Source organism: Streptomyces sp. NPDC048496 (assembly GCF_043200055.1).
Taxonomy (GTDB): Bacteria; Actinomycetota; Actinomycetes; order Streptomycetales; family Streptomycetaceae; genus Streptomyces.
Map to the genome: position 1 here is coordinate 45,822 of NZ_JBICXB010000015.1, position 20,100 is coordinate 65,921.

At 70.0% G+C, this 20,100-nt stretch carries 19 protein-coding genes, 2 pseudogenes and 1 riboswitch; of the genes and pseudogenes, 15 read left to right on the forward strand and 6 right to left on the reverse strand.

Annotated features, from left to right (window positions below; all coding sequences use genetic code 11):
* Complete coding sequence (locus ACGFSA_RS16835; RefSeq protein ID WP_393304829.1) at positions 1–1,056, reverse strand: terpene cyclase; 1,056 nt, start codon at positions 1,054–1,056, stop codon at positions 1–3.
* Between the two features lie 305 nt (positions 1,057–1,361).
* Between ACGFSA_RS16835 and ACGFSA_RS16840 the strand changes: the two genes are divergently transcribed.
* On the forward strand, positions 1,362–2,828 hold the full coding sequence (locus ACGFSA_RS16840; protein ID WP_393304831.1) for a GuaB1 family IMP dehydrogenase-related protein: 1,467 nt from the start codon (positions 1,362–1,364) through the stop codon (positions 2,826–2,828).
* Positions 2,829–3,002: 174 nt separating this feature from the next.
* Here the strand turns inward: ACGFSA_RS16840 and ACGFSA_RS16845 are convergent, their stop codons facing one another.
* Positions 3,003–4,028, reverse strand: a complete 1,026-nt coding sequence (locus ACGFSA_RS16845) for a GDSL-type esterase/lipase family protein (RefSeq protein ID WP_393304833.1) — start codon at positions 4,026–4,028, stop codon at positions 3,003–3,005.
* Between the two features lie 155 nt (positions 4,029–4,183).
* Between ACGFSA_RS16845 and ACGFSA_RS16850 the strand changes: the two genes are divergently transcribed.
* The gene (locus tag ACGFSA_RS16850) at positions 4,184–4,639 is read left to right on the forward strand and encodes an Lrp/AsnC family transcriptional regulator (RefSeq protein WP_266987999.1); all 456 of its coding nucleotides are present in this window, start codon (positions 4,184–4,186) and stop codon (positions 4,637–4,639) included.
* Between the two features lie 15 nt (positions 4,640–4,654).
* Here ACGFSA_RS16850 and ACGFSA_RS16855 read toward each other — a convergent pair whose 3' ends face one another.
* Entirely contained in the window at positions 4,655–4,780 is a 126-nt protein-coding gene (locus ACGFSA_RS16855) for a hypothetical protein (RefSeq protein WP_393304836.1), read from the reverse strand.
* Between the two features lie 367 nt (positions 4,781–5,147).
* Between ACGFSA_RS16855 and ACGFSA_RS16860 the strand changes: the two genes are divergently transcribed.
* Together ACGFSA_RS16860 and ACGFSA_RS16865 are read left to right on the forward strand one after the other, a co-directional pair.
* Positions 5,148–5,945, forward strand: a complete 798-nt coding sequence (locus ACGFSA_RS16860; protein WP_393304838.1) for a carbon-nitrogen hydrolase family protein — start codon at positions 5,148–5,150, stop codon at positions 5,943–5,945.
* Positions 5,946–5,994: 49 nt separating this feature from the next.
* Entirely contained in the window at positions 5,995–7,701 is a 1,707-nt protein-coding gene (locus ACGFSA_RS16865; RefSeq protein ID WP_327247450.1) for an NAD(P)/FAD-dependent oxidoreductase, read from the forward strand.
* 203 nt (positions 7,702–7,904) lie between these two features.
* Here the strand turns inward: ACGFSA_RS16865 and ACGFSA_RS16870 are convergent, their stop codons facing one another.
* Positions 7,905–8,606 carry a DUF5995 family protein gene (locus ACGFSA_RS16870; RefSeq protein ID WP_393304841.1) on the reverse strand — a complete coding sequence of 234 codons (702 nt, stop codon included), beginning with the start codon at positions 8,604–8,606 and terminating at the stop codon, positions 7,905–7,907.
* Between the two features lie 149 nt (positions 8,607–8,755).
* Between ACGFSA_RS16870 and tnpA the strand changes: the two genes are divergently transcribed.
* Complete coding sequence (gene tnpA, locus ACGFSA_RS16875; protein ID WP_393304843.1) at positions 8,756–9,190, forward strand: IS200/IS605 family transposase; 435 nt, start codon at positions 8,756–8,758, stop codon at positions 9,188–9,190.
* On the forward strand, positions 9,187–10,395 hold the full coding sequence (locus tag ACGFSA_RS16880) for an RNA-guided endonuclease InsQ/TnpB family protein (protein WP_393304845.1): 1,209 nt from the start codon (positions 9,187–9,189) through the stop codon (positions 10,393–10,395). The genes tnpA and ACGFSA_RS16880 overlap by 4 nt, the downstream gene beginning before the upstream one ends.
* A gap of 476 nt (positions 10,396–10,871) precedes the next feature.
* On the opposite strand, the gene ACGFSA_RS16885 is transcribed toward ACGFSA_RS16880, so the two are convergent.
* Together ACGFSA_RS16885 and ACGFSA_RS16890 are read right to left on the reverse strand one after the other, a co-directional pair.
* Positions 10,872–12,263, reverse strand: a complete 1,392-nt coding sequence (locus ACGFSA_RS16885) for a uracil-xanthine permease family protein (protein ID WP_393304847.1) — start codon at positions 12,261–12,263, stop codon at positions 10,872–10,874.
* A 470-nt stretch (positions 12,264–12,733) separates the two neighbouring features.
* Positions 12,734–13,096, reverse strand: a pseudogene (locus ACGFSA_RS16890) (MFS transporter); the annotation flags it as partial.
* Here ACGFSA_RS16890 and ACGFSA_RS16895 point away from each other — a divergent pair.
* The 9 genes and pseudogenes from ACGFSA_RS16895 to ACGFSA_RS16935 form a co-directional block, all read left to right on the forward strand.
* Positions 13,091–13,270: pseudogene (locus ACGFSA_RS16895) on the forward strand (ROK family protein); the annotation flags it as partial. The pseudogenes ACGFSA_RS16890 and ACGFSA_RS16895 overlap by 6 nt on opposite strands.
* 510 nt (positions 13,271–13,780) lie before the next feature.
* A riboswitch (FMN riboswitch) is annotated at positions 13,781–13,911 on the forward strand.
* Between the two features lie 159 nt (positions 13,912–14,070).
* Entirely contained in the window at positions 14,071–15,171 is a 1,101-nt protein-coding gene (gene ribD / locus ACGFSA_RS16900; protein ID WP_393304849.1) for a bifunctional diaminohydroxyphosphoribosylaminopyrimidine deaminase/5-amino-6-(5-phosphoribosylamino)uracil reductase RibD, read from the forward strand.
* Complete coding sequence (locus ACGFSA_RS16905) at positions 15,172–15,780, forward strand: riboflavin synthase (protein ID WP_393304851.1); 609 nt, start codon at positions 15,172–15,174, stop codon at positions 15,778–15,780. It begins immediately after the preceding gene.
* On the forward strand, positions 15,777–16,421 hold the full coding sequence (locus tag ACGFSA_RS16910) for a nicotinamide riboside transporter PnuC (protein ID WP_393304854.1): 645 nt from the start codon (positions 15,777–15,779) through the stop codon (positions 16,419–16,421). Before ACGFSA_RS16905 ends, ACGFSA_RS16910 begins: the two co-directional genes overlap by 4 nt.
* Positions 16,418–17,713, forward strand: a complete 1,296-nt coding sequence (locus tag ACGFSA_RS16915) for a bifunctional 3,4-dihydroxy-2-butanone-4-phosphate synthase/GTP cyclohydrolase II (protein WP_393304856.1) — start codon at positions 16,418–16,420, stop codon at positions 17,711–17,713. Before ACGFSA_RS16910 ends, ACGFSA_RS16915 begins: the two co-directional genes overlap by 4 nt.
* A 29-nt stretch (positions 17,714–17,742) precedes the next feature.
* Positions 17,743–18,228 carry a 6,7-dimethyl-8-ribityllumazine synthase gene (gene ribH / locus ACGFSA_RS16920; RefSeq protein WP_366692680.1) on the forward strand — a complete coding sequence of 162 codons (486 nt, stop codon included), beginning with the start codon at positions 17,743–17,745 and terminating at the stop codon, positions 18,226–18,228.
* Positions 18,229–18,263: 35 nt separating this feature from the next.
* Positions 18,264–18,536, forward strand: a complete 273-nt coding sequence (locus tag ACGFSA_RS16925) for a phosphoribosyl-ATP diphosphatase (RefSeq protein WP_018524273.1) — start codon at positions 18,264–18,266, stop codon at positions 18,534–18,536.
* A gap of 66 nt (positions 18,537–18,602) precedes the next feature.
* Positions 18,603–19,451 carry an ATP phosphoribosyltransferase gene (gene hisG / locus ACGFSA_RS16930; RefSeq protein ID WP_393304859.1) on the forward strand — a complete coding sequence of 283 codons (849 nt, stop codon included), beginning with the start codon at positions 18,603–18,605 and terminating at the stop codon, positions 19,449–19,451.
* Positions 19,452–19,495: 44 nt separating this feature from the next.
* The gene (locus ACGFSA_RS16935) at positions 19,496–19,960 is read left to right on the forward strand and encodes a PH domain-containing protein (RefSeq protein WP_393304861.1); all 465 of its coding nucleotides are present in this window, start codon (positions 19,496–19,498) and stop codon (positions 19,958–19,960) included.
* The last annotated feature ends 140 nt before the right edge of the window (positions 19,961–20,100 follow it).

The following is a 20,100-nucleotide window of genomic DNA, read 5'->3' on the forward strand; positions in this document are numbered from 1 at the left end:
TCAGCCGACGCGTCCCTCGGCCCCGCGGTCGGCGGGTTCCGGTCCGATGCCCAGGACCGTCGCCTCCAGGTACTGCTCCGGCGCCTTGTACTGGCTGACGTCGGCCGGGTTGTAGCGGGGTGTCTGCCGTGACCAGTCCAGATTGCCGCGCATCCAGCTCCGCATCCCGTCCAGGTACGGGAGGAGCATCCCGGACAGCTGGGGATAGGCCATGAGCAGTTCGGCCTCGGCCGCCAGGAAGCGCTCGGTCTCGGTGGCGATCTCCGCGCAGACGTGTTCGAGCGCCTGCTGCTTTCCGTAACCGCGGTGGTGCCGGACCAGATGGACGAGGTTGTGGATCTCGCCGAGTACCTGTTCCTTCTCGTACGAGTACACGTCGTTGGCCCAGCACACGACGTTGCCCGACGTTTCCACGGCGACGATGAACCGGGGATCGTTGTGGATCGACTCGGGCGCCTCGATGCCGGTCACGATCTCGATCAGGTCCGTGCAGACGTGTGTCGCGCCGGTGTGCCGCCGCTTGGCGATGTAGGTCTCCTCGGACGGCACGACACCGTTCGCCCGGTTCCCCGTCTCCCAGGTGGTGGCCGTGGTGAGGTAGGCGACCAGGTGCCGGGCGAAGCGCCGGAGCCAGTGCGCCGCCGCGTTCGGCGTCGTACGTTTCCACAGGTCGGCCAGGGCGACCACGGCGGCCGGGAGATCCTCGTCCGGCAGCGGGCCGGCACCGGTGCCCTCGACCACGCTGCGCATCAGGGCGACCACGTCCCGCACCCGCTCCGGGCTGCGGCCGAGGTGGCCGTCGTCGAGCTGGTCGTCGACGAGGAACAGCCACACGAGCCAGTCGGCGACGAGGTCGAGATTGTGCTCATTCGCGGTCGGGTACACCATGCCGACGAAGGCGCCGAAATCGGCTTGCTCGAAGCGCTCCCTGGCTGAATCGCGGTGCACCAGGCCGGTGTTGCGCGTCCAGTTGTCGAGGTGTTCACGGGTGTGCGCGACGTGCGGATTCGTCCGCTGGGGGAACGGGCAGTAGATGTCCGGCAGTTCGTTCTCCACGGCGGGTCTGGATCCTCTCCGGTCGTACGTATGGCGGAAGTTGGGGCTGTTCCGCCTGTTCCTCGGGACGTAGGCGTGACCCGCGGGACCTGCGCGTTGGAAGCTACCTGACCCCTTGTCGTCAGGTCTAGGGAAGATGATCGCGAATGGTTCGCATGTCATTCGGGTAGGGTCCCCGCACAAGGCAGGTTTCGCTTGCCCGGGGCTCCCGCACTCGCTCCCTGGAGGAACGTATGAACGCGGGGGGCATTTGCTGTGCCTTCGTGGCAGCGACCTGTGCCGTTTCGCGTGAAAATATGAGTGTCATGCGTTTTCTTGAACCCGGCACCGGTCGTTATACACAGTCCCCCTCGGTCCCGTACGACCTCACGTACGACGATGTCTTCATGGTCCCGGGCCGCTCAGCGGTCGGTTCCCGTCAGGGGGTCGACCTCTCCTCGCCGGACGGCACCGGCACCACCATCCCGCTCGTCGTTGCCAACATGACGGCGATCGCGGGCCGCCGGATGGCCGAAACGATCGCCCGCCGCGGCGGTCTGGTCGTCATTCCGCAGGACATCCCGATCGACGTCGTCACCGACGTCATCTCCTGGGTGAAGACGCGCCACCTCGTGCTCGACACGCCGATCGTGCTCGCCCCGGGCCAGACGGTCGCCGACGCCCTGTCCCTGCTCCCGAAGCGTGCCCACGGCGCGGGCGTCGTCGTCGACGAGGAGCAGCGGCCCATCGGCGTCGTCACCGACCACGACCTGACCGGCGTCGACCGCTTCACCCAGCTCTCCGTGGTCATGTCCAAGGACCTCGTGCTGCTCGACGCGGACATCGACCCGCGCGACGCGTTCAACAAGCTTGACGGCGCCCACCGCAAGCTCGCCCCCGCGGTCGACGCGGACGGCCGGCTCGTCGGCATCCTCACCCGCAAGGCGGCGCTCCGCGCCACGCTCTACACCCCGGCCACCGACGCCGACGGCAGGCTGCGGATCGCCGCCGCCGTCGGGATCAACGGCGATGTCGCGGGCAAGGCCAAGCAGCTCCTCGACGCGGGCGTCGACACGCTCGTCGTCGACACCGCGCACGGCCACCAGGAGTCCATGATCAGCGCGGTCCGCGCGGTCCGGGCGCTCGACCCGCAGGTGCCGATCGTCGCGGGCAACATCGTCGCCGCCGAGGGCGTGCGCGACCTCATCGAGGCCGGCGCGGACATCATCAAGGTCGGGGTCGGCCCCGGTGCCATGTGCACCACGCGGATGATGACCGGTGTCGGACGGCCGCAGTTCTCCGCGGTGCTGGAGTGCGCCGCAGAGGCGAAGAAGCACGGCAAGCACGTCTGGGCGGACGGCGGCGTCCGCCACCCGCGCGATGTCGCCATGGCGCTCGCCGCGGGCGCGTCCAACGTGATGATCGGCTCCTGGTTCGCCGGTACGCACGAGTCACCCGGCGACCTCCAGCAGGCCGCCGACGGCCGGTACTACAAGGAGTCCTTCGGCATGGCGTCCGCGCGCGCCGTGAAGAACCGTACGTCGGACGAGTCCGCGTACGACCGGGCCCGCAAGGCGCTCTTCGAAGAGGGCATCTCCACCTCGCGGATGTTCCTGGACCCGGCCCGTCCCGGCGTCGAGGATCTGATCGACTCGATCATCGCGGGCGTCCGCTCCTCCTTCACGTACGCCGGTGCGGCGTCCCTGGAGGAGTTCGCCGAGAAGGCGGTCGTCGGTGTGCAGAGCGCCGCCGGTTACGCCGAGGGCAAGCCGCTGCACGCCAGCTGGAGCTAGTGCCGCGACCGGCAATGTTTGCCTCATGAGGAGCGTCGTCGAGCGGGCGTGCTGGGCGGTGCGACGGGGCAGAGCTTGCCGGGAGGGGCACCAGGGTCCTTCGTTCGGGTCAGGCCGGACTCCGCGAGCATGATCCGAACGAGAGGCCCTGGGCGTATTGACCCGCGGGGTTGTTCACGAGGACTGCGCCTGGGCCGCTGTTGCGGCCCGGGCGTTCTCCGTTGCCAGGGGTACGTAGGGGGTGAGGGCATCTGCGACCGCCGCCGCCAGCAGGGCGTGGCCGCTGTCGTCCGGGTGGAGGCCGTCCACCAGGTGTTCCGGGCCCAGGACCTCCCGTCCCGGCAGTACCGACAGCCGGGCGTCCCCCGCCCGGACGAGGCTCGCGCCGGCCCGCTCCAGCGCCGTCCGCAGCTCGGACAGCGTGGCTCCCAGGGCGTTCGGGGTGTCCTCCGCGTCCGGGCGCAGGAGCGGCGAGACCAGCAGGATCGGCGTCCCCGGGTGGCCCGCGCGCACCAGGGCGACGAAGGCGCGCACCGTCTCGTACAGCAGCGGCGCCGAGAACGGTACCGACGCCCAGCAGTTCGTACCGAAGGCCAGCGTCAGTACGTCGGCCGGGAGCCCGGCGATCTGCTCGGCGACGCACAACTCCCCGCGCGCCGAACCCGCGTACCCGAGGTTGACCGGGTCGAGGCCCAGCGCGCGGCCCGCCACGGCGGGCCAGGCGTGGGCCGGGCGTGCCGACCACCAGCCCTCGGTGATCGAGTCCCCGTGGACCACCCACCGCGGCCGCACCGGGGCGGGCAGCAGCGCCCCGCCCACTGCCCGCAGCCCCAGGATCGCCGGGCCCAGCGTCTCCGGCGGATGGACGGTGAACGGGCCTTCCCCCGGCGGGAGTCCGATCACGGTGACGGCCTCCTCGGCGGGGGCGACGAGGACCTCCGCGACACACTGCCCGCCCTGCCACAGTGCGAAGAGCCCGGCTCGGCCGTCCGCCGCGCCCCGGGCCGCGGCGCGGTAGCGGATCTCCACCGCACGCGCTCCCGGTGCCAGGAACTCCAGCCGGACCCCGGTCGGCAGCAGCGCCCGCTCCGCGGTGTCCCACGGCAGCCGCGCCCGATCGGCCGGGTCGGCGCGGACCGGGCACACGCCGTCCCACCAGGCGACACCTCGCAGGAAGGGGGCGGGGTCGAGCCAGGTCATCGGAGCTCCGTTCGCCGGGTACGCACTCCACCCCTACCCCGTTGCACCGTGCCGACGTCCGTACGGCCCCGCCCACCACCACGTGTTCTACTTCGGTTGCGGCACCGTGCTGCCGACGCCCCGACCGGCCATCGCAGAGAAGTGATCCACCTGAAGTGCGACTGAACGATCTCGACGAACGCATCGTCCACGCCCTTGCCGAGGACGCCCGCCGCTCCTACGCCGACATCGGCGCGATCATCGGCCTGTCCGCGCCCGCGGTGAAACGCCGGGTCGACCGGTTGCGGGCGGAGGGGGCCATCACCGGATTCACCGTGCGGGTGGACCCGGCGGCGCTCGGCTGGGAGACCGAGGGTTTCATCGAGATCTACTGCAGCCGCAACACCTCACCGGAAGCGATCAAGAGCGGTCTGGCGCGCTACCCCGAGATCGCCTCGGCCTCCACGGTCACCGGGGAGGCCGACGCGATCGTCCAGGTCTTCGCCGCCGACATGCGCCACTTCGAGCAGGTGCTGGAGCGGATCGCGGGCGAGCCCTATGTGGAGCGAACCAAGTCCGTGCTGGTGCTGTCGCCGCTGCTGCGGCGGTACTCCTCGGGGACGCCGGGCTGATCCTGCGGGCGGGTATCAGCTCTTCTGCTTGTACTCCGGGTGCCAGGGCAGCACCGTGAAGTCGCCGGTGCCCGCCTCGACCTTCTCGAACGGGGCCGAGGACACGCATGGGGGCAGGTGGTCCTCCGCCTCCTGGTTCATCCAGCTGTAGCGCAGCTGCGATCGCGGCGAGCCGGGTGCGGGTGTGCGCGATGCGGGTCATGACAGGCCTTCCGTAGGGCGGAGCGGGAGTCGCTCGGACGGCTCCCACTCTTCCCGCGGGACCACCGCCGCACATCGCGCCAGGGGCCCCGTCCGCTCTCCGCCGCTCGGTGGGGACCCGCTCCGACGCGAGACCGATATCACCCCTCTGACCTGCCCAGACGCTCCACGCAACGAATCACCGCCGGACCGGCGAATTGCGCAATGGATCGACGGTCGGCGCGCAACGCTCGCGCCTTGTCCGGCCGGATTACCGGCCCGTACCGTCTATACGTCCCCGCCCCGCCCGTACTGCCCGAGGTCAGCCATGCCGCCGTTGCGCACCGCCCTGCTCCAGAGCTCCGGACGTCCGGGCTCGGTGGCCGAGAACATCAAGGCCCTCGACGAGGCGGCAGAGCGCGCGGCAGCCGCCGGGGCGCGGCTGCTCGTCTGTCCCGAGCTGTTCCTGACCGGGTATGCCATCGGCGACGACGTACCCCTGCTGGCCGAGCCCGCCGACGGCGCCTCCGCGCAGACCGTGGCCTCCATCGCCGTACGGCACGGGCTCGCGGTCCTCTACGGGTACCCGGAGCGCGCGGACGAGCTGATCTTCAACTCCGCGCAACTGATCGGCCCCGACGGCACCCGGCTCGCCAACTACCGCAAGACCCACCTCTTCGGCTGCTTCGAGCAGCAGTGGTTCACCCCCGGCGAGCAGACCGTCGTCCAGACCGAACTGGACGGCGTACGCATCGGGATCATGATCTGTTACGACGTCGAGTTCCCGGAGAACGTACGGGCGCACGCCCTCGCCGCCACCGATCTGCTGCTGGTGCCGACCGCGCAGATGCACCCCTTCCAGTTCGTCCCCGAGTCCCTCGTGCCGGTCCGCGCCTTCGAGAACCAGATGTATGTCGCGTACGTCAACAGGACCGGTCCGGAAGGCGAGTTCGAGTTCGTCGGGCTGAGCTGTCTGGCCGGCCCCGACGGCACGGTCCGCACCCGCGCCGGACGTGGCGAGGAGCTCGTGGTCGGCGAGGTCGACCCGGAGTTCCTGACCGCGTCCCGCGCCGGCAACCCGTATCTGCGCGACCGCCGCCCCGGTCTGTACGGCTCCCTCGTCTGAGCCCGCCGCGCCCCTCTCTTCCACTGCCCTCGCAAGGAGTCCCCACCCCATGACGTCCACGGTGCCCAACGCCGTCCAGCACACCGACGCGCAGCCGCCGATCACCATGTTCGGTCCGGACTTCCCCTACGCGTACGACGACTTCCTGGCGCACCCCGCGGGGCTGGGGCAGATACCGGCGACCGAGCACGGCGCCGAGGTGGCGGTCATCGGCGGCGGGCTCTCCGGCATCGTGGCGGCGTACGAACTGATGAAGATGGGCCTCAAGCCCGTCGTCTACGAGGCGGACCGGATAGGCGGCCGGCTGCGTACCGTCGGCTTCGACGGGTGCGACCCTTCACTGACCGCCGAGATGGGCGCGATGCGCTTCCCGCCGTCATCCACGGCGCTGCAGCACTACATCGACCTGGTGGGCCTGGAGACCAGCCCGTTCCCCAACCCGCTCGCGCCGACCACCCCGTCGACCGTCGTCGACCTCAAGGGCGAGTCGCACTACGCGGAGACGATCGACGACCTGCCGCAGGTCTACCGCGACGTGATGGACGCCTGGAACGCCTGTCTGGAGGAGGGCGCCGACTTCTCCGACATGAACCGGGCGATGCGTGAGCGCGATGTCCCGCGGATCCGGGAGATCTGGGCGAAGCTCGTCGAGAAGCTCGACAACCAGACCTTCTACGGCTTCCTCTGCGCCTCCGACGCCTTCAAGTCGTTCCGGCACCGCGAGATCTTCGGCCAGGTCGGGTTCGGCACCGGCGGCTGGGACACCGACTTCCCCAACTCCATCCTGGAGATCCTGCGGGTCGTCTACACCGAGGCCGACGACCACCACCGCGGCATCGTCGGCGGCAGCCAGCAGCTCCCGCTGCGGCTCTGGGACCGTGAGCCGCAGAAGATCGTGCACTGGCCGCTCGGTACCTCGCTGTCCTCACTGCACGAGGGGGAGCCGCGTCCCGCCGTGACCCGGCTGCACCGCACCGCCGGGAACCGGATCACGGTCACCGACGCGACCGGCGACATCCGCACCTTCCGGGCGGCGATCTTCACGGGGCAGTCCTGGCTGCTGCTCTCCAAGATCGCCTGCGACGACGAGCTGTTCCCCATCGACCACTGGACGGCGATGGAGCGGACCCACTACATGGAGTCGTCGAAGCTGTTCGTACCCGTCGACCGGCCGTTCTGGCTGGACAAGGCCGTCGACGGCAGGGGGGTTCCCACCGGACGCGACACCATGTCGATGACGCTCACCGACCGGATGACCCGGGGCACGTACCTTCTCGACGACGGGCCCGACAAGCCGGCCGTCATCTGCCTCTCGTACACCTGGTGCGACGACAGTCTGAAGTGGCTGCCGCTCTCCCCGAACGAGCGCATGGAAGTGATGCTGAAGTCGCTCGGCGAGATCTACCCGAACGTGGACATCAGGAAGCACATCATCGGCAATCCGGTGACGGTCTCCTGGGAGAACGAGCCCTATTTCATGGGTGCGTTCAAGGCCAACCTGCCGGGCCACTACCGCTACCAGCGGCGGCTGTTCACCCATTTCATGCAGGACCGGCTGCCCGCCGACAAGCGGGGACTCTTCCTCGCGGGCGACGACATCTCGTGGACGGCCGGGTGGGCCGAGGGCGCCGTGCAGACCGCGCTCAACGCCGTATGGGGTGTGATGAACCACTTCGGCGGTGCCACGGACGCGACGAACCCCGGCCCCGGCGATGTCTTCGACGACATCGCCCCGGTCGAACTCCCGGAGGACTGACCCGCGCCCGCATCCGGCTTCCCGACACCGCCGAGATCCGGGCAGCCCTGCCTCGGCTGCTCACCGACGCGGTGGCGGGGGAGGAGCACGTGGGCATGGCCCGTCCGTTGCCGGCCGACCCGGCGGCGGTACGGGCGACGGTCACCGCGCCCGGAGCCGTCCACCGGTACGGCGACAGTTTCTGAGCACCCGGTGGGGCGCGGTCAGCGGCAAGGAGTGAGCAGACAGCGCCCCACCAGACCGGCCCCCGCGTCCATCCGCTGCCGGAACTCCTCGGCGAGGAGCGGGAGATCACGCAGCCGCCACAGCACCCGGGCCGCCGACCATGCCGCCTCACGGGCCCGCTCCAGGCACCACGACCCCAGCAGATGGGTGAGCGGATCCGCGACCTCCAGCAGATCGGGCCCCGGCATCAGATCCTCCCGGATCTGCTCCTCCAGCATCACGAGGAGATCACCCACCTGGTCGAATTCGTCCTCCAGCTCCGGCGGAGCGCAGTGCAGCGCATGGCAGGTGTCCACGACCGCGAGTGCCAGGTCATGGCCGATGTGTGCGTTGATACCCGCCAGTGCGAACTGCAGCGGCCGTACGCCGGGATGGCGCCGGTACTGGAACAGCGGGCGCCAGCAGTCGGGCGGCCGTCGCCCGGCCGTCGCCGCGTCGACCGCCGTCAGATAGCGCTCCGCGAACCGCACGTCCAGGGCGGCGGTGGCCACCCGGTCCGGGAACGCGCCACCGGAGATCCGCCGGTCGACGGTCTCGGTGACCGTCAGATAGACCCGGTTGAAGACGGCCACCCCGTCCACCGGCGGCCAGGAGGACTGAAAGTCACGCATCCGCCCGATCACCGAGGTGACATCGGGCGCCGCGGTGACGGGACCGGCCCGGTCCGTGAACTGTTCCATCAGGACCTAGCCAGGGGACGCCCCGCTTTAGCGGGGTGGGGAATGGCTTCTCTGGACTGCTCTGGCCTCAACCTGGTCCACGGATCTGCGCTGTTCACCTGTACCGCCTTTCTGCTGCATTAGACCTGTCGCGTGTGTATAGTGATCACGTGGCCGTGACCAGGAAGGTCCGCCGATTCTCCGGCGGCGTGTATGACCTCGGGCTCCACGTGGTGTGGTGTCCGAAGTACCGCCGTCCGGTCCTCGACGGCCGGGTCGCGGAACGTCTGGAGGAGCTGGTCCGAGCCAGGGCCGACGAACGCGGCTGGGAGATCATCACCCTTGAGGTGATGCCCGACCACGTGCACCTGTTCGTCAAGCACGACCCGAAATCGTCGGCGTCGTACGTGGCCAACCAGTTCAAGGGCTTCACCTCCCGCGTGCTGCGCGAGGAGTTCCCGCACCTGAAGTCGCGGATGCCCACCTTGTGGTCTTCGTCGTACTTCGCCGCCTCGGTCGGCGCGGTCAGCGCGGCGACGGTGGAGGAGTACATCAACACCCAGTGGGAACGCCCCTGGAAGAAGGACAAGGAGGCGCGGGGTTGATACGCGCCTACAAGTTCCGCCTTCGCCCCACCGCCGGTCAGGCCCGCGCCCTCGGCGAGATGCTGCGGGATCACTGCTCGCTCTACAACGGAGCGTTGCAGGAACGGCGGGATGCCTACCGGCACGTCTCGAAGACCGGGATCACCTACGGGGGTCAGTCCGCGCAGCTCAAGGAGATCCGGGCGTTCGACCCGCAGCGCCAGGGACGCTGGTCGTTCTCCTCCCAGCAGGCCACGTTGCGCCGGCTGGACAAGGCATTCCAGGCGTTCTTCCGCCGGGCCGGGGCCGGGCAGACGCCGGGCTACCCGCGCTTCAAGGGCGTCGGCCACTTCGACACGGTGACCTTTCCCAAAAACGGGGACGGATGCCGATGGGACTCCACACCCCACGATCCGGTCACCCGCGTACGCCTCCAAGGCGTCGGGCATGTGCGCGTGCACCAGCACCGGCCCGTGAAGGGCCGCGTCAAGACGATCTCGGTCAAGCGTGAGGGTAAGCACTGGTACGTGCTCCTCGCCTGTGACGAGGTCCCTGCCGAGCCGCTTCCCGCAACGGGCAGCATCGTGGGCATCGACATGGGCGTGACGCACTTTTTGACCACGTCCAACGGCGAGCACGTGGCGAACCCGCGCTTCCTCGAGGCCTCGGCCGAAGCCCTTGCCGAAGCACAGCGGCACCTGGACACCTTCCCCAGGCGCACCCGCCGCCGCACGAAGAAACACCGGGCCGCCGCCCGAGCCGTGGCGAAGATCCACGCGAAGATCCGGCGGCAGCGTCTCGACCACCACCACAAGCAGGCCCTCGCCCTGGTCCGCGAGCACGACGTGATCGGACATGAGCGGCTGAACATCACGGGCATGACCCAAACGCCCGCACCCAAGCCCGACCTCGCCCGTCCCGGCAGTTTCCTGCCGAGCCAGGCTACTGCGAAAGCCGGGCTGAACCGCAGCATTCTTGACGCGGGTTGGGGGCAGTTCCTCGCGATCCTGGCGAACAAGGCTGAGAGTGCCGGTCGCCGTCTGGTCGCGGTGGACGCCCGCAACACCTCCCGCACCTGCCCCGACTGCGGGCACGTGAGCAGGGAGAACCGCGTCACCCAAGCGAAGTTCGAGTGCACCGCGTGCGGATTCGGCGCGAACGCCGACCACGTGGGCGCGCTGAACGTCCTCAACAGGGCCGGGCTGGTCCTCTGCGACGTGGCTTAGCCACCGACACAGGAAACCCGCCGCTTCAACGGTGGGTGGAGTCACCTGCTTGAACTGCGCCATGGGGGCAGCGTCCCAGCCGCGGGCACATCCTGGCGCCGACCGACCGCGGGTTCATCGGAACGGGGGAACGACGGCGGAGCCATCGGTGACCCGGAGGCCGGCCCCGAGACGCTCCGGACGGGGCAGCGCGGCGGACATGAGTTCCTTTCGGCAGCCCGGTGCGGAACCCCACTCGGTGCCACGGCCGACGGCGCTATCAGCTGGTTCGAGCGAACTGTCCGTCCACGATGTGCCGTGGGCCTGCATCTCCCTGACGGTCGGTCGGTCCATGCCCTGGCGTGACCCGGCGCGGCCGCCCCGGCGGCCGCAGCATCGACGCCAGGTCTGTTCGCCCCGGCGCCCTACGGGGGCCGACCGCGGCCCGGCAAGCGGTCGGCTCACCGGACGGCCCGCGGAATCTCTGCCGGGCGTGGCTACTGCGTGGGAGGTGTGGTGTCGTCGTACGAGGACGTACCCGCGTCCAGCAGGGGCTCCTGGGTCTTCAGATGGGCCGGGGCGAAGGCCCGAAGGACGTGGTAGCCGGTGATCACGACGATGGTGCCGAGGGCGATTCCGCTCAGCTCGAAGTTGTCGGTGATCTTCAGGCTGACCCCGCCGACGCCGATGATGATGCCCGCGGCGGCCGGTACCAGATTCAGCGGGTTGCGGAGGTCGACGTTGCCGCTCATCCAGATCTGGGCGCCCAGCAGACCGATCATTCCATACAGGATGACGGTGATGCCGCCGAGGACCCCGCCCGGGATCGCGGCGACGACCGCGCCGAACTTGGGACAGAGGCCGAACAGCAGGGCGAAGCAGGCAGCGGCCCAGTACGCGGCGGTGGAGTAGACACGGGTCGCGGCCATGACGCCGATGTTCTCGGAGTACGTGGTGTTGGGCGGACCGCCCACGGCGGTGGAGAGCATGGAGGCTGCGCCGTCCGCCGCGATGGCGGTGCCGAGCTTGTCGTCGAGCGAGTCACCGGTCATCTCGCCGACGGCTTTGACGTGCCCCGCGTTCTCCGCGATCAGCGCGATCACCACCGGCAGCGCGACCAGGATCGCGGACCACTCGAAGCTCGGGGCGTGGAAGGACGGCAGTCCGATCCAGTCGGCCTTGGAGACACCCGACAGGTCGAGGCGCCAGTGGTCGACCACCTCGGCGCCGCCCGCCGGTGAATGGATCTTGCCGAAGACCCGGTCCTGGACCCAGGACAGCGCATAGCCGAAGACCAGGCCGAGGAAGATCGCGATACGCGAGAAGAATCCGCGCAGGCACACGACGGCCATTCCGGTGAACAGCATCACCATCAGCGCGGTCCACTGATCCTGCGGCCAGTACGTCGACGCGGTGACCGGCGCGAGGTTGAAGCCGATGAGCATGACGACGGCGCCGGTGACCACGGGCGGCATCGCCGCATGGATGATCCGCGCGCCGAACCGCTGCACCGCGAGACCCGCGAGGAAGAGTGCCGCGCCGACGACGAAGACCGCCCCGGTGACGACGGAGCTGTCCCCGCCACTGGCCCGGATGGTCGCGGCCACGCCGACGAAGGAGAGCGAGCAGCCCAGATAGCTGGGCACCCGGCCGCGGGTGGCCAGCAGGAAGATGGCCGTCGCGACACCCGACATCATGATCGCGAGGTTCGGATTCAGACCCATGAGGACGGGAGCGACGAACGACGCGCCGAACATGGCCACCACGTGCTGGGCGCCGAGCCCGAACGTACGGGGCCAGGAGAGCCGCTCGTCGGGCCGGACCACGGCCCCCGGTGCGGGGGTCTTTCCGTCGCCGTGCAAGGTCCAGCGCACGCCGAGGCCGCCCATGGTCGCTCCCTGTGTGTCCGTGTGTGGCTCCGCGCGGTGCTCGGTGCTCGGTGCCGTTCGTCCGGCCCGGCGCGGTCCGCGGAAAAGATCAGCGTCATGGTAATGCCGGAGCGCCCATTGACTTGTGTCGGGTCCCTCTGCGTCGGCCTCGTCCGGGTCCCATCCATGAATCGTGCGCGAAGCATCGTCACTCCGAACAGGTGGCTCTACGCCCGCGCGGCCTTGCTCGTGAACGTCATTCACCTACTTGATTCTGTGATGAGGGTGCTCGATGCGTGGAAGACCCCGTCGGCGTCTCGGTGCCCTGCTCACCGCCGCGGCCGCTCCGACCGCCGCCCCGGTCCCGGCTGCCTCCTCGGCGGTCAGAGCGGCCGCCCCCGCGCACGGACACCGCCCGTCGCCCCGCGCGCCGAGGACCGTGGTCATCGACGGACACCGCATCGACACCTCGTTCCGCCTGGTCGAACGGTTCAGGCGCGGGGCTCGGCTGCCGCCGTGCCGGGAGCGCCGACCCCCTTCGCCGCGACCCGGCGGTCGCCCGCCCGCAACACGCCGGCGCCCAGCACCAGTCCGAATGCCAGCACGGTCACCAGGCCGAACGAAACGATCAGCGAGGTCGCTTCTGCCAGCGAACCGATGGCCGACGGGGCCATGAGTCCCGAGGTGTACGTGATGGTGGCAACGCCCGCGATCGCCCGACTCGGGTTCGGTCCACTGCGCCCGGCCGCCGCGAAGGCCAGGGGGACGACGACGGCGACACCGAGGCCGAGCAGCCCGAAGCCGCACATCGCGAGCGCCGAGTTCGGTGACGTGACCACGAGCAGCCCACCGGCCTGCCCGCCTGGCACCGCCGCCTGGTCCGGGTGCTGCAGCAGCGGCTGCCCGCGACCGTGCTCGTCGAGAACGAGACCAACCTCGCCGCCGTCGCCGAGTACCGCGTCGGAGCGGCCCGCGACCGTGACACCTTCGTCCTGCTCTGGCTCGGCCACGGCATCGGCGCCGCCGTACCTCCGGCCCGCCGAGCTCCGGCACCCGCCCTGCCGGACCGGCCACCGTCAACGCGGCCGTCCGGTCCGCGAGTTCGCCGACGCGCTTCACCGCATCGATGAGGTGTCCGGCCGCCGAGCCGTCGCCGCTGCGCGGCGTGGAGGCGCAGTGCACGATCGGAGCGAGCCCATCAGCAGTCCGGCGACGGCTACGCCGGCTGCGAGCAGGGTGGCTCTCGCACGAGGGGGGCAGTACGTGTCGTTCCTCCTGGGGAGGTCGACGGAACACAACTGGTAAGGAGGTGGGTCGCGTTGGGCCACGGGCGTGCGCACACGGCGGGGCCGTTCCTCGGAGGTGGCGCAGAGATTAAGAGGACTAGACCATTGAGTCAATAGGTCTGGACTACTCCACGCGGGGTGTCCGGATACGACCCCGCACGGAGGGCTCCCCGGGCCTGTTTGTGAGCCACTCCACAGCGCTCCCTCGCATGGCCCATGAGCGGGCGTGGCACACTGATCGTGTACCAGCAGCAGCGCACTCCGGGGTCGGTGCAATTCCGAACCGGCGGTTATAGTCCGCGACCCGTCCGCATCCAGCGGCCGGTTGACCAGGTGGAATTCCTGGACCGACGGTTAAAGTCCGGATGGGAGGCAGTGCGCGGCGGTCCGTCACAGGTACGCCGCCGTCGGCGGACGCGTGTCCGGGATCCCCGGAACACCTGCGTCCGTGTCTTCGGTTTCGGCGTCCCCTGTTGCGTTCCGCTTCATCTGTCGTCATCGACAGGCCCCGGAGTCCGTGCCCGAAGAGGCAGGAGGACCCGGTGGACACCGCAGCCGACACCACCGCCATGCGCCGAGCGATCGCGCTCGCCGCCCGCGGACTCGGCTCCACCAGCCCCAATCCGGTCGTCGGATGCGTGATCCTCGACGCCGGAGGGCAGCCGGCCGGTAAAGGCTTCCACCAGCGGGCCGGCGGGCCGCACGCCGAAATCCACGCCCTGCGCGAAGCAGGCGAGAAGGCCCGTGGCGGCACCGCCTACGTCACCCTCGAACCGTGCAACCACACCGGTCGCACCGGCCCCTGCGCCCAGGCGCTGACCGAGGCCGGCGTCAGCCGTGTCGTGTACGCGGTCGCCGACCCGAATCCGCAGGCCACCGGAGGGGCGGACACCCTCCGTGCCGCCGGGGTCACCGTGGAGCAGGGACTTCTTGGCGAACTCGCCGAGGCGGGCAACACCGCCTGGCTGACCTCGGTGCGGCTCGGCCGTCCGTACGTGCTGTGGAAGTACGCGGCGACCCTCGACGGCCGGATCGCGGCCGCCGACGCCACCAGCCGCTGGATCACCTCCGCCGAGTCCCGCGCCGACGTCCACCGGCTGCGCGCCGAGGCCGACGCCGTCGTGGTCGGCTCCGGCACCGCCCGCACGGACGACCCCCAGCTCGGTGTACGTGGCATCGAAGGCGCCGTGCAGCCGCTCCGGGTCGTCGTCGACACCGACGCCACCGCGGTACGGCCCGGCGCCCGCGTCCTCGACACCACGGCGCCCACGCTGATCGCGGTCGCCGACGACGCCGACACCGGCCGTCTTCCCGGGGAAACCGTCCTGCGACTGCCACGCGCCGCCACCGGCCGCGGCCTGGATATCCCCGCCCTGCTTGCCGCCCTGCACGGGCGCGGCATCCGATCCGTACTCCTCGAAGGCGGGCCGACCCTGGCCGGGGCCTTCGTCGCGGCGGGAACGGTCGACAAGGTCGTCGGCTACCTCGCCCCCGTGCTCCTCGGCGCGGGCCCCGCAGCCCTCGCCGACGCCGGAATCTCCACCATCGCCCAGGCGTTGCGCCTCGATGTGACCGAGACCGTACGCATCGGCCCCGATCTGCGCATCACCGCCGTCCCCGGCCCTGCCCGGAAGGGAAACTGAGTGTTCACCGGAATTGTCGAAGAACTGGGTGAGGTCACCGCCGTCGAGAAGCTCGGCGACGCCTCCCGATTCCGCCTGCGCGGTCCCGTCGTCACCGAAGGCGCGAAGCACGGTGACTCCATCGCCGTCAACGGCGTCTGCCTCACCGTCGTTGACCTCGGCGACGGTGAATTCACCGCCGATGTGATGGCGGAGACTCTGAACCGGTCCAGCCTCGGCGCGCTGGAGACCGGCTCCCGGGTCAACCTGGAGCGCCCCATGGCGCTCGGCGGCAGGCTCGGCGGACACATCGTCCAGGGACACGTCGACGGCACGGGCCGCATCGTCGAGCGCAAGCTCTCCGAGAACTGGGAGATCGTGAAGATCTCCCTCCCTCCGGAGCTGACCCGTTACGTGGTGGAGAAGGGATCGATCACCGTCGACGGCGTGAGCCTGACCGTCGTCGACGCCGGGCCCGACTACTTCACCATCAGCCTCATCCCCACCACCCTCGCCCTGACCACGCTCGGCATCAAGGAGCCCGGCGACCCGGTCAACCTCGAGGTGGACGTCATCGCGAAGTACGTCGAGCGGCTGCTCGGCGACCGGGACCGGGAGGACACCAAGTGAGCGCGGCCGGCTGGCTCAACTCGGAGGCCTTCGGCCTGTTCGGCCAGCACATCAAGTGGTCCGACATGATCGGCAACACGGTCGGTCTGGTCGCCCTCGCGCTCGGCTGGCGGCGTTCCATATGGACCTGGCCCGCACAGCTGCTCTCCGGTGTGATCCTCCTGGTCGCCTTCGCCTCCGCGCACCTCTCGGGCAGCGCGGGCAAGCAACTGGTGGTCATCGCCGTGGCAGCGTGGGGCTGGTGGTCGTGGAACCGCGGCAGGCAGCAGGCCCAGGACGGCTCCATCGCCGTACGGTTCGCCACCTGGCGCGAGCGCGCCTGCCTGGTCGGCGGCGCGGCCCTCGGCACGCTCGCCGTCGGTGGCCTGTTCACCGCGTTCCCGGCGCTGTCGTGGGACCCGTGGCCCGACGCGTACATCTTCGTCGGGACGGTCGTCGCGATGTACGCCCAGGCGCGCGGCATGGTCGAGTTCTGGTTCGCCTGGCTCCTGGTCGACCTGGTCGGTGTACCGCTGAACTTCGCCAACGGCTTCGCCTTCTCCGGCTTCGTCTACGTCATTTACGGCGCCCTCGTCCTGTGGGGCATGCGCGACTGGTGGCTGCGTACGCGGACACCCGCTCTGGAAGGAGCCACGGCATGACTGCCCAGCCCACCTGGTTGCACCGGGAAGACAGCACGACCGAGGACCTGTCCCTCGACCCCGTCGAGCAGGCGATCCGCGACATCGCCGCCGGCCGCCCCGTCGTCGTCGTCGACGACGAGGACCGGGAGAACGAGGGCGACCTCGTCATCGCCGCCGAGAAGGCCACCCCCGAGATCGTCGCCTTCATGATGAGCGAGTGCCGCGGCCTGATCTGCGCACCCATGGAGAACGACGAGCTGGAACGGCTCGACCTGCCGCAGATGGTCGCCCACAACACCGAGTCGATGCGCACGGCGTTCACCGTCTCGGTCGACGCCTCCGCGGCGCACGGTGTCACCACCGGCATCTCCGCCGCCGACCGGGCCACCACGCTCCGGACGCTGGCGGGCGGCCGGGCCGGCCCCGGCGACTTCGTGCGCCCCGGCCACATCTTCCCGCTCCGGGCAAGGACCGGCGGTGTCCTGGTCCGTAACGGCCACACCGAGGCCGCCGTCGACCTGGCCCGGCTCGCCGGGCTCCGCCCCGCCGGAGCGATCGTCGAGATCGCGGGCGAGGACGGCGTCATGCTGCGGCTGCCGGAGCTGGTCCCGTTCGCCCGCAAGCACGGCCTCACGATCATCTCGATCGAGGACCTGATCGCGTACCGCCGCTCCGCCGAGCCGACCGTCCGCCGCGAGGCCGAGGTCCGGCTGCCGACGTCGTTCGGAGAGTTCACCGCGTACGGCTACCGCTCCACCGTCGACGGCGTCGAGCACGTCGCGCTCGTCCACGGCGACCTCGGTGACGGCGACGACATCGTCGTCCGGGTCCACTCCGAGTGCCTGACCGGCGACATCTTCCAGTCCCAGCGCTGCGACTGCGGCCCCCAGTTGCACGCCTCCATGCAGCGCATCACCGAAGAGGGTCGCGGCGTCGTCGTCTATCTGCGCGGCCACGAGGGCCGGGGGATCGGCCTGCTCTCCAAGCTGCGCGCGTACGAACTCCAGGAGCGCGGCGTCGACACCCTCGACGCCAACCTGGAGCTCGGCCTGCCCGCCGACGCACGGGACTACGCGGCAGGTGCCCAGATCCTCAGGGACCTCGGCGTCCACAGCGTCCGGCTGATGACGAACAACCCCGACAAGACCGCCGCGCTCCTGCGGCACGGCCTCGCGATCACCGGACGTGAGCCGATGCCCGTCCAGGCCGGCGAGCACAACCTGCGGTACCTGCGCACCAAGCGGGACCGCATGGGACACGACCTGCCCTGGCTCGACACCGCCTCGGTGTCGACCTGCGGCAACCAGTAACGAGCACGGAAACGAGCGGTAGGAGAGACATGAGCGGCAAGGGCGCACCCGAACTGTCCGTACGCAACTGCGGTGACCTGCGAGTGGCGGTGATCGCCGCCCAGTGGCACGAGAAGGTCATGGACGGACTCGTCGACGGCGCGCTGCGCGCCCTGCACGAGCTCGGCATCGACGAGCCGACCCTGCTCCGGGTCCCCGGCAGCTTCGAGCTCCCGGTCGTCGCCAAGGTCCTCGCCGGCCGCGGCTACGACGCGATCGTCGCCCTCGGCGTGATCATCCGCGGCGGCACCCCCCACTTCGAGTACGTGTCCCACGGGGTCACCAACGGGCTCACCCAGGTCGCCGTCGACACGGGTGTCCCGGTCGGCTTCGGCGTACTGACCTGTGACACCGAGGAGCAGGCGCTCGACCGGGCCGGGCTCGAAGGTTCCCACGAGGACAAGGGACACGAAGCCGTCACCGCGGCCGTCGCCACCGCCGCCACGCTGCGCACCGTCAGCGAGCCCTGGCGCTGAACGGGGGTGCGGGACCCCGTACGCTAAGGACCATCATGGCGAACAAAACCTTCGAAGAGCTCTTCGCCGAGCTGCAGCTCAAGGCCGCCAACGGCGACCCCTCCACCTCCCGCACCGCCGAGCTGGTGGACAAGGGCGTCCATGCCATCGGCAAGAAGGTCGTCGAGGAGGCCGCCGAAGTCTGGATGGCCGCCGAGCACGAGAGCAAGGACGCCGCCGCCGAGGAGATCTCCCAGCTGCTGTACCACGTCCAGGTGATGATGGTCGCCCGCGGAATCTCGCTCGACGACGTCTACGCCCACCTCTGAGCACGATTCCGCACCCCGCACGTCACGTCCGTGGAAATCCCCTTCGCACAAAGGAAACCTGACCTCATGCTGCGCATCGCCGTCCCCAACAAGGGTTCTCTCTCCGGGCCTGCGATGGCGATGCTCCATGAGGCCGGCTACCAGCAGCGCAAGGAGTCCAAGGAACTCGTCCTCGTCGACCCCGACAACGAGGTCGAGTTCTTCTACCTGCGCCCGCGCGACATCGCGATCTACGTCAGCTCCGGCCGTCTCGACATCGGCATCACCGGCCGCGATCTGCTGCTGGACTCCGGCGCGCAGTCCGAGGAGATCCTGCAGCTCGGCTTCGCCCGCTCCACCTTCCGCTACGCCACCAAGCCCGGCACGGCCGCCGGGCCGCAGGACTTCGACGGCATGACGATCGCCACCTCCTACGAGGGCATCGTGGCCAAGCACCTCGCCGACGTCGGCGTCACCGCCTCCGTCGTCCACCTCGACGGCGCGGTCGAGACCGCCATCGAGCTCGGTGTCGCCCAGGTCATCGCCGATGTGGTGGAGACCGGCACCAGCCTGCGCAACGCGGGACTCGAAGTGATCGGCGAGCCGATCATGAGGTCGGAAGCCGTCGTCATCCGCCGGACGGGTGCCGCCGAGGACGACCCCAAGGTGCAGCAGTTCCTCCGCCGCCTCCAGGGCGTCCTGGTCGCCCGCAGCTACGTGATGATGGACTACGACTGCCGCGTCGAACACCTGGAGCGCGCCGTCGCCCTCACCCCGGGCCTCGAGTCGCCGACCATCTCCCCGCTGCACCACGAAGGCTGGGTCGCCGTCCGCTCCATGGTCGCCGCCAAGGAGGCCCAGCGGATCATGGACGACCTGTACGAACTCGGCGCCCGCGCCATCCTCACCACGGCCATCCACGCCTGCCGCCTCTGACGGCCGGACCGCCAGCGATCACCCCCGGAAGACAGAAGAACACCATGTCCACCCCCGCGCCCCGGCCCGAACTTCCCACCCTCCCGGTCACCTTCCGGCCGACCCGTACCCGGGCGGTCCTGCTGACCGTGGGAGTGGCGATGTTCGTCGTCATCACCGTCATCGCGATGAGCCTGGAGCAGCTCAGCCCGGGGGAGCGGGTCAGCTTCATCTTCACCGCGCTGCTCTTCTTCGCCGTCCTGGCGCTGCTCAGCCGCCCCAAGGTCGTCGCCGACGACCACGGGGTGACCGTGGTCAATCTCACCCGCACCCGACGGCTGTCCTGGGCGGAGATCCTCCGCGTCAACCTGCGCGTCGGCGACCCGTGGGTCTTTCTCGACCTCAGCGACGGGACCAGCATGCCCGCCCTCGGCATCCAGCCCGGAATCGCCAAGGAACAGGCCATTCGCGACGCCCGTACGCTCCGCACACTCGCCGAGAACCACGGCACCTGTACGGAGAACGGCTGAGCCCCCTGCCCCGCACGGCCACTTCTTGATTACTCTGGAGGGCGGTGGCGCCCTGTGCGCCCCGCCCCGCACCAGAGGCCCCAGGGCCGGCGGGGCTTTCCTGCGACCAAAGGAGTGACTCCCTCCAGCAATGGACGGAT